This window comes from Panacagrimonas sp., from assembly GCF_965216805.1.
Taxonomy (GTDB): domain Bacteria; phylum Pseudomonadota; class Gammaproteobacteria; order Nevskiales; family Nevskiaceae; genus Panacagrimonas.
On sequence record NZ_CBDCGN010000002.1, the window covers coordinates 135,136 to 156,917 of the forward strand.

Below are 21,782 nucleotides of genomic sequence, written 5' to 3' on the forward strand. Positions count from 1 at the left end.
AGATCAGCCTTTGGCGCTGTTCTGTTTCCAGCCTGCGCGCATAACGCGACGCTCTTCCAACATGGCGATGACCTGCTTGATATCGACCTGAGCTTCCTCATTCATCAGCGCCTCTTTGAGCGCGTCCTCTGACGCCTTTGCAATTTCTGCATAGCTGAGGCCGGAGGCCTGGGTCGCCAGGCCTTTCCAAGCGACTCGCTTCGGTAGATGTCCCGCGAGGCGATGCCGCAGCAACGTCTGAGCTTGCTCGGTATCCGGTAGCCGGTAGTGCAACACGTCGTCGAAACGGCGCAGCAAGGCGGGGTCAAGGATGTCTGGATGGTTCGTTGCAGCCAGAACCAGACTCTGCGAGTGGTCCTGTTCCAGCATCTGGAGGAAGCTGTTGAGGATGCGCCGCGCCTCGCCCACATCATTGGGCATAGCGCGCTGAGAACCGATTGCGTCGAACTCGTCGAAGAAATAGACGCCGCGGGTCGCGGCAATGGCCTCAAAAACCTGCCGCAGCCTAGCGGCGGTCTCGCCCATGAATTTCGTAATCAGGATATCGAGCCGGATCAGGAACAGGGGCAGCCCCAGCTCACCGGCCAGGGCAGAGGCGGTCAGGGTCTTGCCGGTGCCAGGTGGGCCGACCAGCAGCAATTTCCGCCGCGGAGATAGACCGTGAGCGGCTATGCGGGTGATGTGACGCTGCTCTCGTACGACGCGATCAAGCTGCTTCCGCAGAGCGGCGTCGGCGACAAGATCCGCGAGACGATTCGCAGGGTACGATGCCAGCAACAATGCCGCGAGATCGCCGCGCGGCTGGTGCAGGGCAACGGTCTTGGAGGTGGACGGCGGACGCGACTTGGCAGCATCCACCAACGAGCGGATTTCTTCTGCGATCTTGCCGTGGCCCCGACGCGCCTCGACAGCGGCGAGCTGAAGCGCCACTGCGTAGAAGTGGGCGTCGTCGCCATCGCGATGGGACTGGACCAGGGCCTTAAATTGTTCAGCGTTCGACATGGGACTGAGGCCTTGAGACTGTGGGCACTATAGGCAGATGAACGCCTCGCTGCCATCGTAATCCGTAGCGGTTGAAAGTCGGGACTCGTCGTTGGAGAGCGATCAGCAATAACCGCAGTGTCATGAGGACTCTCCGCAGGTCCTTGCGGTACGAAAATAGTCACGGCGAGCCCTCTATGCGACTGATCTCCCGTGGATTGGACAACCAAGGACCGCAGACCCTAGATCGAGCGTTGCCGAAAAGTGAATGCCCGCTCGGGCTAGTATTGGCCTGTAACGACTTGAGCGGCGTCTGATCAGATCAGGATCGACGAAAGCCGGTGATCACGAACCACGACCGCGCGGATTCCTCGCCCAGCCCGCGGAACCACCCGCGGCTCAGGGCTCGATCCGGAGTTTCAGCGCCTTGACGCGCGACGCGAGCGTGGACGGCTTGAGCCCGAGCAATTCCGCGGCGCCGTCCGGGCCGTGGATGCGGCCCTTGGCGCGCTTGAGCGCGGCGCGGATATTGGCCCGCTCGCGGTCGCGCCATTCGGTTTCCGTGACGATGGTCTCGGCGTCCGGCTCGGGCCGTGCGCGCGGCGCGTCCGTCAGCGTCGCGCGCGCATCCGGCAGCACCTGATCCAGCCGCAGCGGGCCCGGTCCGCTGAGGATCACGGCACGCTCGACCAGATTGCCGAGTTCGCGGATGTTGCCGGGCCAACGGTAGCGCTGAAGCGCGGCGCACTGCGCAGCGCCGAGTCTGGGTTCCGGCATACCCAGGCGCCGCGCGGCCTGTTCGGCGAAGTGAGCGGCGAGCAGCGGGATGTCCTCGCTGCGCTCGCGGAGCGGTGGGATGGTGATGGGAAAAACGTTGAGCCGGTAATAAAGGTCTTCGCGAAACAGTCCCGCCTCGATCGCGGCGGGCAGATCGCGGTTGGTCGCGGCGATCACGCGCACGTTGACCTCGCGTGTCACGTCATCGCCCACGCGCTCGTACTGGCCTTCCTGCAGCACGCGCAGCAGTTTCGGCTGGAGTTCCAGCGGCAGATCGCCGACTTCATCGAGAAAGATCGTGCCGCCATGCGCGGCCTGGAAGCGCCCGAGCCGGTCGCGCAGCGCGCCAGTGAACGCGCCGCGCACGTGGCCGAAGAACTCGCTCTCGAACATGTCCTTGGGGATCGCGCTGCAATTGACCTTGATCAGCGCGCGGCCGGCACGCGCGCTGCGTTCGTGGATTTCCCGCGCGAGCAGTTCCTTGCCAGTGCCAGACTCGCCAAAGATCAGCACCGTGGCCTCGGTGCGCGCGACCTGCGCGATCTGCCCCAAAACCTTCCTGAGCGCCGCGGAACGGCCGATCGTGCCGCTCTGCGAAATCGCGGATTGGATCTCTTCGCGCAGGTAGAGGTTCTCGACTTCCAGTTCGCGCTTCTGGCGCTCGCGCTCCGCCAGCGCCGCGGTCGCGCGCTCGCGTTCCAGGTGCAGGCGCTCGCCGCGCAGCCAGATGCTGAGCTGCGTGCAGGCGGCGGAGAGCAGGAGATTGTCGGTATCGCAGGGAAAATCGTCGCGCTGCGAGGCCGCGATCACCACGCCCTGTTCGTCGATGGTCAGCGGGACCACACGCAGGTTGAGCGAACGCCCGTCCAGCGGACTGGCCGCGCGAACCCGGCCCTGCGCGTTCAGGATCGGCGCGAAGGCGATTCCGATTTCCCCCGCGCGGTCCGCAGCGTCGGCCTGCTCGGGTGCGCGCGCCGACTGCAACTCCGTACCGTCGGGATCGACAACCGATGCGAACGCAAGGTCGAGCCTGAGCGCAGAGACAATTAGTTCAAGGAAACTGCCGATCACCTTCGGCGGCGACGCGCCCACCCAGACCAGCGGCACCGCGCCGAGCGCGACCAAATCGCGCAGCGTATTGCGCAGACGCAGCAGCTCTGCGTCAGTCGCGCTCACGTTCCTCCTGCCGCTGCGCGCGCAGTTCGCGCAGGAACTGCTCGGGCGGCACGAAGAACGGATTGACCTGGAGCACGCCGCCCAGAATCACCATCGGGTGCGTGCGCAGCACGTCCATGATCAGACCGGCGCTGAACTTTGCGAGGTCGTAGCAGCACACCACCACGTCCCGGCCCGGTCGCAGCACGGTGTTGAAACGGCTTTCGTACTCGAGCAGCGCCTCGGTGCCGGGACGGTCCTGCAGCGCCCACTGCATGTCGCAGACCAGGCGCTGCAGCGGTTGCTCTGGCGCGTCGTTGAGCGCCGCGTCGAGCAGCGCGAGCATCCGCTCCTGATCGAACCCGCCGTCGGCAAAGTAGACCTCGTTCCAGTCGCCCAGGCGGAACTGACCCGAGTGCTGCGCCGACTCGGTCGGAATGGCCGCATCTTCCAGACGGTGCAGGTGGTCGTCGCGCAGCGCGGGATCGACGACGTGAAACGCGCGATCACCGCACTCGAAGCCGTCCTTCACGAAGGGCATCAGCACGCGATACGCCTCGTCGCGGCTGTTGTAGAACGCGCAGATGTGACGGTTCTCGCCGAGCGCGGTGCCGGCAATCCGTATGGTGTTTGCCTGCATGGAAGAGTTACCCCGCGTTGCCGGTGCGGGGACTATACGCCCGCTGTCCGGAGGCGTCCGTGAACGCCCGGCCGGGGGCCGAAAGCGATTTTTTTTACCTGGGCTGGTGGGCGCTCAGTGCCGTCGCCTTACTTACTGACTTCTGAGTAATGCCACTTACCTTCGGCCACGCTCACCACACCAGCGGCAGCTCCAGGATCTTGGCCACCGTGCCGCCGATCACCGGGACCCGCGCGTCAACGGGTACGGAAAAGTCCGGGATGCGTTGCAACCATTCCTGCAGCCCGATCACCAGTTCGTTGCGCCCCAGTACCTGGCCGGGGCAGCGGTGCGGGCCATTGCCGAAGGTCAGCACCTTGCCCACCTTGCGGTTCCAGTCCACGTCCATCGGCCGCTCGTAGATCGTCTCGTCCAGGTTGTAGAGCGCACTGGGCAGGGCCACCATCTGGCCGGCGCGCAGGCGCACGCCCAGGTAGTCCATGTCCATGCGCACCTGCCGCGCCATGGTCACCACCGGGAAGCGGCGGATCAGTTCCATCGCCGCGGTCGGGATCAGCTCGGGGTGGTCGACCAGCGCGCGGCGGTGTTCGGGGTGGCGGGCCAGGAACAGCATCACGAAGCTGAACAGGGACGACACCGTGTCGAGCCCCGCACCCAGGATATGAATGCAGGCACCCAGTGCCTCGGCGTCGGTGATCGGCCGTCCACCGATGTCGGCGTTGACCGCGCGGCTCAGCAGGTCTTCGCCCGGCTTGCCCTTGCGTGCCGCCAGGTGCGGCTGCAGGTAGGCGGCGATGCCGTTGATCGCCTGCACGCGGTGTGCCGGGTCCGGATCTCGGGTGGCGGCATCGGCCAGCGCGCCCAAATGTTCGCGATCCGTCAACGGCAGTTCCACCAGGTCCAGGAACACCGTCAGCGGCAGCACGTCGGCGAACTCGGTAATGAACTCGCAGCTCCCGCGTTCAACCAGCCCGCCCGCAAGGTCCGCGGCCAGTTGCTGCACCAGCGGCGTCTTGCCGCTGACGGTCTTGAATGCGAACCCGTGATTGAGAAACGTGCGGAACGGCTGGTGCTGCGGTGGGTCCAGCGTGAACGCACCCATCGGCACCTGGTCCGGCGCCGCCGGCACAAAGAAATGCCGAGAGCTGAAATGTTCGTGATCGGCGTAGAGATCGAACACGTCCTGCCCGCGCACTGCAATCCAGTGCCCGCCGTGGTGATGCGTCCACACCAGCGGATGCGGGGTGGTGCGCTGAAAATCCACGAACGCCTGGTGGTAGCGCTCGGCATCCGGCGTGGGGTTGTAGACGTCAAAGTCCACCACCCGCTCGGAAGGGACGTTGTCCGGCACCATCGTGTGTGCAAGGCCCATGTTCGGTTCTCCTCTTGTTGGTTTGGTCGTGCGTGCGGCTCCGAGTACGACCAGCCTGCACCGGCGCCGCTTCGATGAGTTGTTGTTTCGCGCAGAATAGTTGTCGAAACGCGCAAGCCGGCGCGAGCGACACCACGACGCGAGGAGTACGCACTTCACATGGCAGGGGCCCTGGTCAGAAGCATCATCCTGAGCGGTGCCGCCGAGAAGATCCGTGCCTGCGGCCGCCAGCCGGCGGCGGTTGCGCGCAAGGCCGGCATTCCAGCGGCGGCGCTGCAGGACCCGGATCTGCTGGTGAGCGGCCGCGCGGTGATGCGCTTCTTCGAGGCTGCCGCGCGGACCTGCCGCAACCGCAAATGGGGCCTGGAGCTGGCGCTGGATGCGCGCTTCGCCGCCATCGTCGGACCGCTATGGGTGCTGCTACGCAATGCCCGCAGCGTGCGCGAACTGTGCCGGGACATGGCGCGCCACTACGACCTCTACACCAACGCCGCACTGATGATCTGGGAGCCCGGTGTCCGCGGCGGCGTGCTCGGCTGGTCTCCCGCCAGCGGCCAGGCGGAAAGCGAAGTGCAGGTCGCGGAATTCGCCCTCGGCGTCATCCTCAATGAAATCCGTCTGCACGGCCCGCCCGGCTGGACCCCGCCCGCCGTCTGGTTCCGCCACGACGCACCGGACGATCTGCACCTGCACCGACGCCTGTTCGGCCCGCACCTGCACTTCAACGGCACCACCAACGCCCTGGAGATCGACGAGCCCATGCTGCAACGCCCGCTGCACGACGGCGTCGCCCGCAGTCGCGCCCTGGTGTTGGGGGTGCTGCGCCAGCAGGAGGACGTCGCCGCCACGCCGGTCACCCTGCAGGTGGAAAGCATCGTGCGCGCCCTGCTGCCCTTTGCCCCTTGCACCATCGCCAATGTCAGCCGTGCCCTGGGTCTGCCCACCCGCACCCTGCAGGCAAGGCTGAAAGCCGCCGACACCAGCTTCCGCGCCATCAAGGATGCCGTGCGCAGTGACCTTGCCGGCAAGTACGCAAGGCACTCCGAAATGAGCGCGACGCAGATCGCGGGCCTGCTCGGCTATGTGGAACTCGCATCCTTCAGCCGCGCGTTTCGGCGGTGGCAGGGGGAGGGATTTCGGAGCAGAAAGCGGGCCGGGCATTAGCGGGGCACGAGGGGGCCGAGCGTAGGTTGGCCGGACCTTCTCGCAGCAAATCCGTACGTGGCCGATGGAAAGGGGTCGCTTGCCGAATGCTTCGAGCCGATGGCGGTCGATGATCCCGGCAAGAAAGTGGAATTCAATCGCTCCATCGCGGAGGACAACGACTTCGTTTTTTCATCAGTACCGGCCGACCGACGTCAACGAGGCGTGGGCGGGCATCGGTCCCATCGGCTCTTGCGCCCCACGCGACCTGCCAATTAGCAGGTACCCGCGGCGCGGCGATCGCACTAGCTTGTCTGCGATCGCTGGGTCGAGGGGTGAGACATGCAACGGCGGCGTTCTCGAAAAACCCGCGCACGCGGGGACCGGACCGCGGTGCGGCCCGTGGCCCGGGTCAGCATTACGGTTCTGCTGGCGCCGGTGTTCGTATTGGCGGGTACCGACCAGGCCCGTGCCGCGCCCGCCGGCGGGCAGGTGCAGCACGGTGACGTGACGTGGTCTCAGAGCGGCGGCGAGTTCCAGATCGATCAGCAGTCGCACCTCGGCGTCGTCGACTGGCAGAGCTTTTCCATCGGACTCGATGAGCGGGTCCGTGTCCTGCAGCCGGATGCCGCGAGCGCGCTGCTCAGCCGGGTTCGCGGTGCCGATCCATCGGAACTGCTGGGCAGTCTGCAGGCCAACGGCCGTTTCTACCTGATCAACCCCAACGGCGTGGTCGTCGGCGCCGACGCGACGATCGACGTCGGCGAGTTTCTGGCCTCGACCCGCGACGTCACCGACCAGGACTTTCTTGACGGCGGCACGCTGCTGGTCGAGGGCGGCGGCAACGGCGCGGTGATCAACCTAGGCACCATCCGCGCCGCCAATGGCGACGTGGTGCTGGTCGGACACAGCGTCAGCAATCAAGGCGAGGTGTCCGCTGCCGAAGGCACGGCGGCATTCGCGGCCGGTGATCGCGTTCTGTTGAGCCCCGCCGGCACGGACCGCGTCACCGTGGAGCTGGCGATGCCCGAAGGCACCGCGGTCGGCGTGGATCAGGCCGGCGTGGTCGCAGCCGCCCAGGTGGAACTCGAAGCTGCCGGCGGCGACGTGTACGCGCTGGCGATCAATCATTCCGGCTTCACCCGTTCGACCGGCGTCGAGCACCGCGACGGCCGCGTGTTGCTTGTCGCCGACGGCGGCCGCATAGCGGTCGACGGCAGCATCCAGGCGCACGACGCGGACGGCGCGGGTGGCGATGTCCGCATCGGTGGTGGCGCGCGTGGCCGTGACCCCGACCTTCCAAACGCCGCCGAGGTTGAGGTCGTGGAGGGTGCGCGGATCGACACGGCCGCGCGCCGTGACGACGGCGACGCCGGCTCGCTGGTGGTGTGGTCCGAACAGCACACCGACTTCGCCGGCCAGGTCGATGGGCGTGCCACCGCGGGCCGCGGCGCGCAGGTCGAGGTCTCTTCCGCCAATGCCCTGCGCTATACCGGCCGCGCCGACCTGCGGGCGCCCGCGGGCGAGGCGGGCCGGCTGCTGCTGGACCCGCCGGACACCGAGATCTGCGACTGCCAGACACCGGGCGACAACCAGTTCCATTTCGCCGACATCGATGAGGCGCTGAGCCTGGGCGACCTCGAGATCGACGCCAGCATGGGTGGCGCCAACTTCGACGCGGACAGCATCCAGGTCAACGCGCCGCTGAGCTGGGCCACCGCCAGTACGCTGACCTTGCGGTCGGGTTTCGATATCGATGTCAATGCCGACATCTCCGGTGCCGACGGCGCGGTGGAATTCCTGCCGCGTGTGGCGCCGATGACGCCGGAAAGCGGCACCTTGCGGATCGATACCGCGGCCACGGTCTCGACCGGCACGCTGCGAATCGCCGCGAATGATCTGGACGCACAGCTCCCTCCATCGCTGGGGCCGCTGAGGATCGAAGGCGTCGTCGACACCGACACGCTGATCATCGACCGTGGCGACGGCCCCGGCGGTATCGGCAACATCTTCGACGGCGTCGACGCCATCGCGATCCAGAATGCCGGCAACGACATCGGCACCCTGGAACTCACCGGCAGCGGCGACATCGACGGACCGGTCCGCATCGTCGACGGCGCCGGCGGTCTGGTGCTGGCGGGCAATCTGGCCGAGGTGCGCGGCGCGATCGAAATCCTCACGCCCGGCACCCTGACCTTGAACGACGGCTTCGTGGCCAGCACGGCGGGCGACGCGGGACTGCCGGAGACGTTCGATCTGATCCTCGCTTCCGCAGGCGGAAGCTTCGTCAACCTGGCCGGTGCGGGTGCCCTGTCCACCCGCGATGCCGAGTCCGACCTCGACGGCCGCATCCTGGTGTACGCCGACGATCCGGCAACCAGCACGCTGGACGGCCTGGCGCTGCGGCCGGTGTACGACCGCGACCTGGCCGCCAACCCGCCGGCCGGGGTGACGGAAGCCGGAGACCGGGTGCTCTACGACCTGGCCCCGACCCTGACCATCACCTCCAACCTGGAACGAGCCATCGGCGAGTCCAATCCCGACCCGCTGCCGTTTCAGGTCAGCGGACTGGTCGGTGGCGATACGCTGGCCGACGCCATCACCGGCACGCCGCAGCTCGAGACCACCGCCGACGAGGGCTCCGCGGCAGGGCAATACCCCATCACCGTGACCCCGGGCACGGTGCAGGCCACCGATCTGAACTACGGGCTGAGCTTTACCAACGGCGTCCTCAACGTGGTGTCGGAACTGCTGGACGTCACCGCGGACGACTTCACCCGGTTCTTCGGCGACCCCAATCCCGCATTCACCGCCACCATCACCGGCTTCAACGACGGTGACGACGAAAGCCTGGTGTCCGGCCTGGAATTCATGGTTGCCGCCGACGCCACCAGCAACGTCGGCACCTACCAGATCACGCCTTTCGGGGCCACGGCCGCCGGCTATTCGGTGCAGTTCTTCCCCGGCACGCTGACCATCGATCCGCGCCTGCTGACCATCTCCGCCGACAGCGCAACGATGGTCTTTGGCGATGCCACGCCGTCGCTGGGCCTGAACTTCGACAACCTGGCGCCATTCCACTCTTCGGCCGCCATTGCCGGCGTGAGTCTGTCGGCGCCGAGCCACGGCGGTTTCCCGCTCGATCTCTCGCCGCCACCCGATGCGGGCCGGTACGCGGTGACCGTCACCGGCGGGGTCAATCCCAACTACGACATCACGCGCGTCGGCGGGACGCTGATCATCAACCCGCGGCCGGTCACCGCCATCGCCACCGATCGCACACGTGAATACGGCCTGGGCAACCCGACGCTGCTGTTCGGTATCGACAATGAGATCGGGACCGCGCCGCTCGACCGCAGCGGCATCGGGATCCAGACCGCGGCGGTGGCCGTTTCCGACGTCGGCACCTACCCGATCCAACTCACCGGCATGGCGGCGGATCCGAACTACCTGGTGAGTTTCCGGCCGGGCACGCTGACGGTCACGCCGGCGCCGCTGAGAGTCGACGTCGATGACGTCGAGCGCCAGTACGGCCTGGACAATCCAACCTTCACCGCCGACATCGACGGCCTGCGGGTCGGCGATTCGGCGGCAGAGGCGCTTGCCGGAATCACGTTCGACACGACGGCGGACCTTGGCTCCGGCGTGGGCTTCTACCCCATCACGGCCAGCACCGCGGCCACGTCCAATTATTCGCTCGATGTCCTCGGCGGCGTGCTGCGCATCCGGCCGGCGCCGCTGAGCTTCGTCGGCATCGCCCTGACCGAACGGCCTTACGGCGACCCCAACCCGGAAGCGTTCGACCTGGTCGTGGACGGCCTGCGCAATAACGATTTCGCCGACGAGGTGATCTTCGGAACCTTCTTCACCCTGGCCAATATCCGCTCGCCGGTCGGCAGCTACACGGTCACCCTGCGCGGAGCATCGGCCAGCAGCAACTATGTCCTGCCGCCGACCGGAGTCGCCAACGGCACGCTCAACGTGGTTCCGCGACCGGTCACGATCACGGCGCCGGACTTCACCCGCGAGTACGGCACGCCGAATCCGGTCGTCACCGTGACCGGCGACAACTTCCCGGATTTCGAAGACCTGGACCAAGCGTTCCCGAACCTGGAGGTGAGCGTCCCGGCGCTGGACAGCCCGGCCGATACGCGGCCGGTGGTGCCCTCCGATCCGGTGGGCAACCCCAACTACGACCCGACCTTCGTATCCGGCCTGGCCCACATCACGCCGGCGCCGATCTCCGTCTTCAGCGGCGAGTTTTCGCTGTTGTTCGGTGAGGCCGTGCCGTTTCTCGATGGCGCGGTGGGCGCTGAACAGATGCGGCTGGGCGAGGATCCGGCGATCCTGGGCCTGCGTTCGGAGTTGTCCGGCAGCGTGCCCGATGCCGGCACCTACAGCCTGGATTTCACCCTCACCAATCCCAACTACCGGATCGACAACGAAGCCCAGACGCTGACCGTCCTGCCGCGTCCGGTCACCGTCAGTTTCGGCCCGGACCTGGTGCGGCCCTACGGCGACGCCAACGACGAGCTCGCGGTGTTCGTCGACGCCCCGCAACGCGGCGACGCGGTGTTCGACATCATCGAGGTCTTCAGCGAAGGCGGACAATTCTCGCCGCCCGGGGACTACCCGGTCCGCGCCGAGGTGATCAATCCCAACTACGTGCTCGGGGAACAGGCCCTCGGTCAGATGACCATCGTGCCGCGCGTGATCGCACTCAAGCCCGAGAATTTCATCCGCACCTACGGCGACCTGTCCCGTCCCCTGCAGATCCTGATCGGCGAAAACGGCCTGGCGCCGGGCGACAGCATCGAGGACCTGGTCGGCGATGTGCGCATCATCACCGATGACGGCACGGCGAATCTTTCGGAGCTGCTGTCCAACCCCGGTGTCGACCGCGGCCTGGGCGCCGGCATCAACCTGTCCCTGGTCCAGCTCGATGGGCCGCTGATCGACAACTACGCCGTCAACAGCCTGCCCGGCTGGTTCGAGGTGCAGCCGCGGCCGGTGACGCTGACCGTCCTGGACGAAGTCAGCCGCAACGACTTCATCCCCACGTTCACGATCGGCGTGGACAATCTGGCGCCGGGCGACCTGCCGGGCCTGGCCTACCCGGACCTGGATTTCGAGATCATCACCCGTGATGGCGCCGCCGAGATCCAGTCGCTGGAGCCGGTGGAGATCCCCGACTTCCTCACCGACGCGCGCTTTCTTTCGACCTATCCGATCCGCACCACGGTCGACCTGACCGGGGCCGACGGCACGCTCAATTGCGATACGGGATGCACGCAGGTGTTCGATCAGGAAGCCACGCTTGCGACGCAGGCGCCGGAGAACCTGCCGGTGGCCATCACCGAGACCGCGAGCGAATCCGGGACGGGTCGGCCGACGACGGAGATCGAAACCACCTACCTGGCCCTGGCCGACGTCGAGACCGTGCAGCTGGCGATTCCCGCCGATGCCGAGGCCATCGGTCTGCTCGACACCATCGAGATCGGCGAATCGCTGGAACTGGAGTTCGATGACTCGGACCTGGTCCTGCTTCCCGACGGCAGCCTGGCCGTGCGCGACGAACTGCCCGACGACGACTTTCCGGCCTTCGAGGAAGTGCGCATCGTGGACAGCCAGCTGTTCTACGTGCGCCCGTCGGGCTACGACAACCCGAACTATGTGGTGACCGCGGTCAACAACGGCCGCATGACCGTCATCGAGGATCCCAACGTGGTCGCGGCCCTGCGCGAGGCCCAGGACGAGGCGCGCAGGCAGCACGAGATGCGACGCGCCTTCTACCGGCCCGAAGGCGGTGTCGGCGCCTATGGCATGCGCGAAGAAGAGCTGCCGGTGATGATCGATGCGATCAAGTGGTTTCTCCAGCGCGAGAGCGCCACCGCCGACATCATCAACGACACCCTCGGCACCGATCTCGATGGCGAGAGCTGGCTGTCGGTGACCTTGCGCCAGTCCTCCCTGTACGAGGAGGACCGCGAAAACATCACCGACGCCGACTGGGCGTACTTCCTGAGCGACGTCCATAGCGATCCCCTGAAGCAGGCGGCGATCGGGCCGGTGCTGATGGATTACTCGATGACCCTGCTGCAGAAAGACGCCGCCGACATGAACGCATCCGAGCTGGCCTATGCCCAGCGCTTCCAGGACGCCGCGCAGGTGACGACGCGGCGCTTCACGGAGAATCTGGAAGCCGCGTATGAGCGCGACGAAGCCGAACGCATCCGCAACCAGGAGCTGGCCGGCAACGTGCCGGTCTGGGAGTTGCCGGACTATCGCCAGATGATCCGCGAGGCCAGCCAGGACACCGTGACCCAGACTGTGGACACGGCCCTGATCGCCACGGTGACCACCTCGGGCGTCGTCGCCGGCACCGCCGCGTTCGCCACCATCGCGGCGACCGCGGGAACCATCCTGCCCTTTGCCACCGTGAGCATCGCCGCGACCAAGGCGGGCGCCATGATCGCGTCGGCCGCGATGATGACCGCCGGGACGGCCGTTGCCGGCGTCGCCGGCGCCGCGCTCGGTGTCGTCGCCGGGGCGGCCGCGATCGGCTACCAGATCTACGGCCTGGTCGACGACAACTACATGCGCCAGAAATTCAGCGCGCTCAAGGAAGGCGGTGGCGACGCCGCGCAGTTCACGGATCCGACGCCCGGCGGGATCCACGTCGAAGCGGACAACCCGGTGCAGGAACACCTGATGATGGCGACCCTGACCGAGATGTTCTACGGCCAGGGCGCGCAAATGGGTCCGGCGGCACTGGACTGGCGGCCATGAGGTCGCGGCGCGCATGGATTTGTGGGGTTGCCCTGACGCTGGTGGCGGTGGGCTTCGCCCCGTCATCGCCAGCGCAAGTCGCGAACGAACCCGATGTCTCCGCGCCGGCGCCTGCACCCGGGGCCCCGCCGGCGAGCGTTCCCGCGACCGAACCGCCGGAGCCGGTGGTGCTGTTGCCGGCCCTGCGGGGCATCCGGTTTCTGAGTGACGAGGCCGGCCTGGTCGAGGCATTGCCGACGCTGGACGACCCGCTGGACCGGACACGGGTCCCGGTTCTGGATCACCCGGAATTCGAGCTGGCCATGCAGGCCCACCTCGGCCAGGCGGTGACCGAGGCTTCGCTCGATGGCCTGCAACGGCAGGTGCAGGTCTTCCTGGCCGCGCAGGGGCTGCCGTTTTCCGTCGTCTATCTTCCGCCGCAGGACATCACCGGCGGGTTTCTTCAGGTGGTGGTGACCACCTCGGTGACCGATGACGAAGTGGCCGTCGAGGGTGCCCGCCATTTCGATGCCGGTAACTACCTTCGCTGGGTACGCCAGCGCCCGGGCGTGCCGCCGGACATCGCGGCGTTCAAGCAGGACATTGCCTGGATCAGCCGCAATCCCTACCGCGTGGCCGAACCGCGCATCCGCCCCGGGACACAGCCGGGAACCACGCAGCTGATGATGGCGGTGCGCGATCGCACCCCCTGGCGGGTCTACACGGCCTTCAGCAACACCGGAACCCGGGCCACCGACCGCGAGCGCTGGGCCGCCGGCTTCAATTGGGGCAACGCCTTCGGACGGGATCACGAGCTCAGCGTGAACCTTGCCGGATCGGTCGACGTCCACCGTTCGCGCAGCATCGCGCTGAGCTATCTGGTGCCACTGCCCTGGCGTCATCTGTTGCACCTGGACTGGTCCCTGTCCGAGTCCGCCGGCAAGGTGCCGGCGGGACTCGACCAGGAGGGAGGTGGCCGTCAGCTCGGGCTGAAATACGAGGTGCCGCTCGGCGGCGTCGCGTCCGGACACAGCCTGAGCGCCGGCGTCGAATTCAAGCGCAGCGACAACCTGCTGCTGCTGAACCTGGGCGCCGAAAACATTCCGCTGGTCGATGGCAGCACCGAGGTGTATCAGCTGCGCCTGGGTTATGACGGCCGCGCGGTTCACACCGCGAAGGGGGCGACCACCGATTTCGGCGTCAGTGCGGTCTACTCGCCAGGCGGACTGTCGGACCGCAATGAAGACCGCGCCTTCGCCAACAGCCGGGCCTTTGCCGCCGCCGACTACGAGTACGTCACGGCCAGGGCGCGGCACGTCAGGCCGTTCTGGCGCAACCGCTGGGAGTATTCCCTGCGCGGCAACCTGCAATGGACCGAGGACACGCTGATCGGCATCGAGCAGATGGTCGTCGGCGGGATGTCCACGGTCCGGGGTTACGAGGAGAACGAGGCCTTCGGCGACCGTGGCATCGTGCTCGGACAGGAGCTCGCGTTCCCCGCCGTTCGCCTTGCCGGGCTGGGCAGGGACGAATTGCGCCCATTCGCGTTCCACGAAGGCGGATGGACCGAGAGCGTGCGCAGGCTGCCGGGGGAACACAGCATGGCGCTGCACGCGGTCGGCCTGGGCTTGCGTTACCGCTACGGCCAGAATGTTTCGCTCAACGTCGCCGGCGGCTGGCCGTTGCGCAGGGCCGAGTCGGGAGCGGACACGGATGCCAAGGCGCACCTTTCACTCCAGCTCGGCTTTTGAGGGCGTCCCCAGCCGAGCGCACCGGCGATCTCGCTGCGGCCACGAGCGCACGAATCGCTCGACGGGTGTTGGGATTGGCACGGAGACCGGCGGGTGTCCGTGCCCCTAGACCAATCCCGTTCGCGATCATCCGGTGGGAAGCAGGGAGATTCGCCCGTACCACCGATTCCGGCTGTCGCTGTTTCGCGGCGCGATCTTTCAACGTTGCACGCCTTGCTGGCCCGCTGCGCACGCGCTGCGGTGGCGGACGTGACCGCCTCGAATGCCCTCATGCTGAGCGATCTGGGTCGGCTGATGCGCGCCGACAGCACGCTGTGGTTCGGCAGCACGCGAGTGTCGGGCGCGAACAAGGTTCGGCGGATCACGTCGGTGTATCGGCACGGCCGGATACTTGGGGACTCGACATTGCAATGTCTGTTGGAAGCGGTGGCGCAGGACGCGGGCGGGCCTCGGCGCGACGCGCGCTGTGGCGAGATCTGGATCGCACCCTTGCAACGACCGCTCCACGCCCCGGATGGCGACAATCTCCGCGGACCGCTGTTGCCGGACGGCTTGGCGCACGGGTTGACTGCAAGTCTGCGGGTCGCGCCCGGCTGCGCGGCGCACCTGCTGCTCGCGCGTCGCAAGGGCGCCCGGGCTTTTTCCGCGCGCGACATCGACCTGCTGTATCTGTTCATGGCGGGGACCATGCATTGGCATCGCGAACAGCTGCTCTGCGGCGGCTGGATAGAAGCGGACAAGCCGTTGACGGCGCGCCAACGCGATGTGCTGTCGCGCCTGCTGAGCGATGCCACCGAGCCCGAGATCGCTGCCAGCCTCGGCCTGACGCCAAGAACGACGCATCAGTACGCAACGGAGATCTTCCGGCGTTTCGGCGTTTCCGGGCGACGTGGACTGATGGCCCTGTTCCTGCGCTACCGGGAGCCGCCAGCACCACGCCCGGGTTGAGCTTGTCGCCTACGGCCCCTGCTAAAGTTCAGGCCACAGGCGCAAGGCAGGAGGGGGCGCTGCGCCGTCGGCGCGCACTGCGAGATGAGCATCCGCGACAGCGATCCCGGCTGCGGCTTGCGGGCTCCGCGCGCCGGCCATGTGCGGGTCGTGCTGCTCTGTGCTGCGCTGGCACCGGGCGGGGCGACCGGGCAGGACATGGCGCTCGACATCATCGAGCTGCCGCCGCGGGTACTGGAAACCTCGACCGCGCCACCGGTCATCGAGCCTGCGCCGACGCAGACCATCGTCGTCACCGCCCGCAAGCGCCCGGAACGCCTGCAGGAGGTGCCGATCTCGATGACCGTGCTGTCGGCATCGGATATCGCCGAGCGCCAGATCGACGACATCGACGACATCGCGGCGCAGGTCCCCGGGCTTGAGTTCGGCGAATTTTCGGGTAGCGGCCAGGTTTCGATCCGGGGCGTCGGATTCAACCTGATTTCAGGTATCGGCGAGAATTCGGTCGCAATCCACACCGACGGGGTCTACCTGCCGCGCCCCAGCGCCAGCAACCTGATGCACGACGATCTGGTCCGAATCGAGGTGCTGCGCGGGCCGCAGGGCACGCTGTACGGGCGCAACGCGACCGGCGGAGTCCTGAACCTGATTTCCAGGCCACCACCGGCCACGACCGAGCTGTCGGCCGGCATCCTGCACGGAAACTACGACCGCCGACGGGTCAAGCTGTCCGCAGGTTCGGGCATTGCCGACGGCCGGCTGCGCCTGCGCGCTTCGGCAACCTGGGATGACCAGCTCGACGATGTCTTCATCAATCTGGAGTTTCCCGGCCGGGATCTGGGTGCGCGGGAGCGGCGCGGCCTGCGCCTCAATGCTGATCTCGCACTGAGTGATGCCCTGCACATGAAGCTGCGCAGCTTTCGGATCGACGAGACCTCCAACGGCTACCACATCGAAGCCTACCGGCCGCCAGCGGGATCCTTGCTGGCACCGCCCGGCAGCTTTACCGCCGACCCCTACACCCATCGCAACAACGACCGCGGATTGACGCGCAAGACACTCACCGGGGGCTCCCTGAATCTGACCTACGATCTCTCCGAACAATGGTCGTTGACCGCGCTGAGCGGTTACACCCGTTTCGTCTTCGACAGCGACGGCGCGGACGCCGACGGAACGTCCCTCGACCTGTTCAGGACCGAGCGGCTGAACCGGGATCGCACCTTGTCGCAGGAGTTGATGCTGGCCTTCACCGGGCGCCGGCTGCAGTGGAGCGCGGGCGTTTTCTATCTTGACGAAGCCTTCGACCCGATCACGGACGCGCTGCTCGATCCGGTGGGTCTGACCGGGCTGGTTCCGGGTCCGCTTTCCGACCGGCTGGGTGCCGGGGTGGCCGAACTGGTGGAGTCCGCGCTGGCCCTGGAGCCCCTGGCGGGCCGGCTCGAGCTACGGTTGAACAATGCCGCGCTGGAGGACACCCGCAGCTTGGCTGTCTACAGCGACATGACCTACCTGGTGGTGGAGGGGTTGCGGCTCTACGCCGGCCTGCGATTCGTCGACGAACGCAAGGATCAGGTGCTGACCGTGCGGCAGGTGGTCGACGGCACCGACCTGGGCATCACCAACTGCCGGCAGCAGCGCAGCCAGCTCCACGCCAGACCGGTGACCGGCCGCTTCGGCGTGCAGTTTCTGCTCCATCCCGAAGTGATGACCTACGCGCATTACGCGCGCGGCTTCAAGGCCGGGGGCTTTGCGATCGCCTCCTGCGACGATCGCTATGCACCAGAGGAACTCGATGCCATCGAGCTCGGTTTCAAGATCACGTGGTTCGATCAGCGCCTGCGCGCCAACGGCGCGCTCTTTCACTACCGGTACACCAACCTGCAGGTCGAGGAAGTCAGCCTGCCCTTTGTCTTCGTCAACAACGCGCAGGCCCGCGTCAACGGCGCGGAACTCGAACTGCTGCTGATGCCGACACCGGCCTGGACCCTGTCGACGCATCTCGGGTGGCTGGACGCCGTGTATACCGACTTCGCCAACAGCGACAACGCCGAGTCGCTGCTGGGAGCGACGCTCTTGGCCCGGCCCATGGACCTGGCCGGCAACCGGCTCAACCGGTCGCCAGAATGGACGCTGGGTGCCGCAATCGAGCGTCGTCTGCTGCTGGCTTCCGGCGCAAGGCTGTCGCTGCGCCTGGACGCGGTCCACAAGCGCGAATATTTCCTGCGCGAGTTCAACACGCCGACGGATCGCCAGGCGCCGCACATGATCGTCAACGCGTTCATTAACTATCGATTTGCAAATGGCGGCGTGACGATCCGCGGTTTCATCAACAACGCCACCGACGAGGCGGTGCTCGGCGGCTTGCTGGGTGTGGCCGGTTTCAAGGCCGCGTCTTTCGGCACGCCGCGCACCTGGGGCGTTGGGGTGGATTATGCGTTCGGCTCGTGACCGTACACGGCCGCGAGAGCACCTGGAAGCCGTCGCAAGACCGGGCGCTATACTGAATCTGTGTTGGGCGCCTGATCGGGTGGGTCTGACGTGAGCCTGAGCATAACGAGATCGGATCTGGACCAACTGCGCCGGCTCTGGAGCGAGCTGGCCGAGTTCCCGGTTGCACACGCGCCTGCCGCGCTCGATCACGCGTTGTCGCGGCTCGGGTCCCTGGTCGGTGTCGAAAGAATCTGGTGGATCGGCACACAGCACACGCCGATCGATCCGGAAAACCCGTGGCGGGGCTGGAATGTCCTGATGGTTCATTACCTCGACAACACCGACGACGATCAGGCGACGGTGAACCGGCTCGTGGAACGCGCACGTAACAATCAGCCGCCCCGATTCCACGCACTGCGCGCCGGCATCGATGAGCGCTGTCACGTCGAGCGGCCGGGCGACCTGATGCTCGAACGGCAGTGGTATGACGACTGGTACTACAACGAGATTCTCCGCCCTGCCGGGCAGGACGCGCAGATGGTCGGAACCTACAAGGTGGATGCGATGCTCGCCGGTCATGTCGGGATGGATCGCGCTACCGGCGCGAGACACTTCAGCGATCGGGACCGGGACCTGCTGCACGTGTTTCTGGCCGGTGCGCCGGCCCTGCAACAGGATCTTTTCCGCCTGCAGGGTGCCTGCGCCGACCAGGCCGCCCTGGCGCCACGCGTTCGCGAAGTGCTCAGGCTGTTGCTGACCGATTTGAGCGAAAAGCAGATCGCCGCCGAACTCGGCCTGACAGTGCGTACGACCCACCAGTACGTCACCAGCGTATTCCGGCATTTCGGAGTATCGGGCCGGCGCGGGTTGATGTCCCGGTTCCTGCGGCACGATGTGGGCAATCACCATCGCCGATGACGCTGTCGACCTTGCCCACGCCAGGCTTGCAAAGCCTTGGGGCTGGTTGATCCTGACCTCGATGTAACCGGGGCATGGTGCATCGCTCTTCGATTGTTGCCGAGCGTTCTTCGGCGATGACGCTCTCCACCAGTCCGAGCCGAAGTTTTTGCCGCGCCCAGGGCGTCAATGCCGCGGCCCGACCGAAGCGTTGGACGCCACGATGGCCGACTATCGCGACGGCACGGCAAGTCGTGCGGTCGTGGACCACAACGAGTCGGCGCGCAGTCCGGCGATCCGGCGCCGACGCGTGCCATGACCTCAGCAGCCGCCCTGATGCACTTGGCAGCCGTAACGCGCGAAAGTCCGGGGTCACACGTTGGAGCGCTCGTTCGTGTCCCGGACCACACGCCGCCGTCTTCGCTTCGTCATCCTCGGTGCCGGCATGTCCGGCATCCTGGCGGCTATCCGCCTGCGCCAGGCGGGCCATGACGACATCACGCTGTACGAGAAAACCGATCGCCTCGGCGGCACCTGGCGCGAGAACACCTATCCGGGCATTGCCTGTGACGTGCCGGCGCATCTGTACACCTATTCCTTCGAGCCCAACGCTGGCTGGTCGCGCATGCTGGCGCCGGGCAGCGAGATCCTGCAGTACTTCGAGCGCACCGCCGACCGCTACGGCATCCGCCCGCTGATCCGCTTCGGCGAGGAGGTGACGGCCTGCGTCTTCGATGAAGGTCGCTGGCAGCTGCAGACCGCGCGCGGCACGCGCGACGAGGCCGACGTGGTGATCGCCGCCACCGGCGTGCTGCATCACCCGCGCATGCCGGAGTTGCCCGGCATCGAACGTTTCGGCGGGGCATATTTCCACAGCGCGCGCTGGGATCATGGCGTGCCGCTCGATGGGCGGCGCGTCGGCGTGATCGGCACCGGCTCCACCGCCATCCAGATCACCTCGGCGCTGTCGCGGCGCGCATCGAAGTACAGCCTGTTCCAGCGCACCGCGCAGTGGATCTTCCCGATGGAGAATCCCGCTTACAGCACCGAGGAGAAACAGGTGTTCGCCCGAGAACCGGAAAGGCTCGGCGCGCTGCGCGAGGAGCTCAACCGGATGATGATCGACGTCATCGCCGATGCGGTGATCGACGCCGAATCTGCGGGCGTGAAGAATCTTGCCGACGCCTGCCTGCAGAACCTGGAACAGGGCGTGCGCGACCCGCTGCTCCGTGAGAAGCTGCGGCCAACCTACCGCGCCGGCTGCAAGCGCCTGATCCTGTCGCCGGATTTCTACGAGGCGATCCAGCAGCCGATGGCGGAACTGGTCACCGAGTCCATCGAAGGGGTCGAGCCGGCGGGCGTGCGGACCCGGGACGGATGCCTGCACCAACTCGATGTGCTCATCGCCGCGACCGGCTTTGTCGCCGACCGCTTCGTGCGGCCCACCGTGGTGCGGGGCCGCAACGGCGTGGACCTCGATGAAGTCTGGGCCGCCAAGCCTGCCGCCTACCTGTCGGTGGCCATCCCGGACTTTCCCAATTTGTTCCTGCTCAACGGACCCAACGGACCGGTGGGCAATTTCTCGTTGATCCAGGTCGCCGAGTTTCAGCTCGACTACATCCTGCAACTGGTCGAACACCTGCGCGACGGCAGCCTGCGCGAAATCCGCGTCAGGCCGGAAGTCGCCACCGCTTACGAGGAACGTCGTGTGGAAGCGGCGCGCAAGACCATCTGGTCGACCGGCTGCAACAGTTGGTATCTCGATGCCCAGGGCGTGCCTGCGAGCTGGCCGTGGACGTTTTCGAAGTTCGCGCAAACCATGGCGCGGCCCGAGATGACCGCGTTCGAAGACGTTGCCTGAGGCGTAGGTTTATTGATTGAGCGTGTCGGAACCGAAACAGAATTCACGTATTGCCCGCGCGCGATATTGGTCGGTCCATCCGGCGCGCAGACCTCACTACCGGAGCACAAGATGAAAGACCCCGTCGAGCAATCCAACCAGATCGTCGCCGCCTACAACGCCAAGGACTTCGCCAGGATGCGGACGCTGGTGCATCCGTCGCTGGACTTCTCCCACGTCAATCGGGGCTTCTCCTTCAACAAGAGCGAGGATCTGTTCGGCGTGCTCGAAATGTTCGCGGCGCAACTGATGCCGGACCGGCGCATGAGCGAGCCTGAGCGGGTCATTGCGCATCAGGATACGGTGGTGCGCGTCGCCCGATGGGGCGGAACCGCCCAGGCCGACATCCCCGGCTTCGGCAGTGCCGGCGACAAGGTCGAACTGACCCTGTGCAGCATCATGCGCTTCGATGCGCAAGGGCTGCTGGTGGAGTGGAAGGATTACGGCTGATCGTCCCGTTGCCTGGAAGCACGCTCAGGGTGCGCGCGAACGGAGATCGCATTGAGTTCAGTCCAAGACATTCTCGGCACCTATCTGCATTTTCAGGACGGCGGTCGGGCGGATGCCATACCCGTGTCGGATTCGTTCTGGCAGGAGCTCGCCGCAGGCGCGCATCCGCAACTGGATCGGGGACGGCTGATGTCCGCGTTCACCTTCTCCGAGCCGTGGTCGATGTGGGAGCGGCATCCTGCAGGCGAGGAACTGGTGATGCTGCTCTCCGGTGCCGCGACCGTCGTGCTCGATGAGGCTGGCGAGCAGCGCAGCGTCCTTCTCGACAGCCCGGGTTCTTACGTGCTGGTGCCTCGGAATATCTGGCACACGGCGCACACGGCCGTGCCCACCACGATGCTGTTCCTGACCCCAGGCGCCGGTACCGAACACCGTCCGGTGGAGGCGTGACCGCTGCTGGCGCGATGGTGATGCAGGTGTGTCGTGCGGGGCTATCAATCAAGCGCAGACGGCGGTCGCGGGCCGCCCTACGCCTCGTCCGGTGGACGGATCGTGACCGTCGTCATCGCA

Annotated in this window: 13 protein-coding genes; 9 read left to right on the forward strand and 4 right to left on the reverse strand. The window is 66.6% G+C overall.

Annotation, left to right across the window (positions count from 1 at the left end; translation table 11 throughout):
• Positions 1–3: 3 nt before the first annotated feature.
• The 4 genes from ACOOHP_RS00770 to ACOOHP_RS00785 all read right to left on the reverse strand — a co-directional run bounded on the left by ACOOHP_RS00770 (position 4) and on the right by ACOOHP_RS00785 (position 4,925).
• Positions 4–1,002 (reverse strand): AAA family ATPase, encoded by a 999-nt coding sequence (locus ACOOHP_RS00770; RefSeq protein ID WP_420464558.1) that lies wholly within the window; start codon positions 1,000–1,002, stop codon positions 4–6.
• A gap of 378 nt (positions 1,003–1,380) precedes the next feature.
• Positions 1,381–2,934: a sigma 54-interacting transcriptional regulator gene (locus ACOOHP_RS00775; RefSeq protein ID WP_420464559.1), complete on the reverse strand. Its 1,554-nt coding sequence runs from the start codon at positions 2,932–2,934 to the stop codon at positions 1,381–1,383.
• Positions 2,921–3,553 carry an MEDS domain-containing protein gene (locus ACOOHP_RS00780; protein WP_420464560.1) on the reverse strand — a complete coding sequence of 211 codons (633 nt, stop codon included), beginning with the start codon at positions 3,551–3,553 and terminating at the stop codon, positions 2,921–2,923. The genes ACOOHP_RS00775 and ACOOHP_RS00780 overlap by 14 nt, the downstream gene beginning before the upstream one ends.
• Positions 3,554–3,725: 172 nt before the next feature.
• Entirely contained in the window at positions 3,726–4,925 is a 1,200-nt protein-coding gene (locus tag ACOOHP_RS00785) for a cytochrome P450 (RefSeq protein WP_420464561.1), read from the reverse strand.
• 159 nt (positions 4,926–5,084) lie between these two features.
• Here ACOOHP_RS00785 and ACOOHP_RS00790 point away from each other — a divergent pair, with 159 nt between their 5' ends.
• The 9 genes from ACOOHP_RS00790 to ACOOHP_RS00830 all read left to right on the forward strand — a co-directional run bounded on the left by ACOOHP_RS00790 (position 5,085) and on the right by ACOOHP_RS00830 (position 21,662).
• The gene (locus ACOOHP_RS00790; protein ID WP_420464562.1) at positions 5,085–6,089 is read left to right on the forward strand and encodes an AraC family transcriptional regulator; all 1,005 of its coding nucleotides are present in this window, start codon (positions 5,085–5,087) and stop codon (positions 6,087–6,089) included.
• A gap of 381 nt (positions 6,090–6,470) precedes the next feature.
• Entirely contained in the window at positions 6,471–12,857 is a 6,387-nt protein-coding gene (locus ACOOHP_RS00795; protein WP_420464563.1) for an MBG domain-containing protein, read from the forward strand.
• 167 nt (positions 12,858–13,024) lie between these two features.
• On the forward strand, positions 13,025–14,587 hold the full coding sequence (locus tag ACOOHP_RS00800) for a ShlB/FhaC/HecB family hemolysin secretion/activation protein (RefSeq protein ID WP_420464564.1): 1,563 nt from the start codon (positions 13,025–13,027) through the stop codon (positions 14,585–14,587).
• A 294-nt stretch (positions 14,588–14,881) separates the two neighbouring features.
• Positions 14,882–15,535 carry a helix-turn-helix transcriptional regulator gene (locus tag ACOOHP_RS00805; protein WP_420464565.1) on the forward strand — a complete coding sequence of 218 codons (654 nt, stop codon included), beginning with the start codon at positions 14,882–14,884 and terminating at the stop codon, positions 15,533–15,535.
• An 84-nt stretch (positions 15,536–15,619) separates the two neighbouring features.
• The gene (locus ACOOHP_RS00810) at positions 15,620–17,983 is read left to right on the forward strand and encodes a TonB-dependent receptor (protein WP_420464566.1); all 2,364 of its coding nucleotides are present in this window, start codon (positions 15,620–15,622) and stop codon (positions 17,981–17,983) included.
• Between the two features lie 90 nt (positions 17,984–18,073).
• Entirely contained in the window at positions 18,074–18,883 is an 810-nt protein-coding gene (locus ACOOHP_RS00815; RefSeq protein ID WP_420464567.1) for a helix-turn-helix transcriptional regulator, read from the forward strand.
• Between the two features lie 373 nt (positions 18,884–19,256).
• The gene (locus ACOOHP_RS00820) at positions 19,257–20,723 is read left to right on the forward strand and encodes a flavin-containing monooxygenase (RefSeq protein ID WP_420464568.1); all 1,467 of its coding nucleotides are present in this window, start codon (positions 19,257–19,259) and stop codon (positions 20,721–20,723) included.
• A 111-nt stretch (positions 20,724–20,834) separates the two neighbouring features.
• On the forward strand, positions 20,835–21,212 hold the full coding sequence (locus ACOOHP_RS00825) for a nuclear transport factor 2 family protein (RefSeq protein WP_420464569.1): 378 nt from the start codon (positions 20,835–20,837) through the stop codon (positions 21,210–21,212).
• A gap of 51 nt (positions 21,213–21,263) precedes the next feature.
• Positions 21,264–21,662 carry a WxcM-like domain-containing protein gene (locus ACOOHP_RS00830; protein WP_420464570.1) on the forward strand — a complete coding sequence of 133 codons (399 nt, stop codon included), beginning with the start codon at positions 21,264–21,266 and terminating at the stop codon, positions 21,660–21,662.
• Positions 21,663–21,782 lie beyond the last annotated feature (120 nt).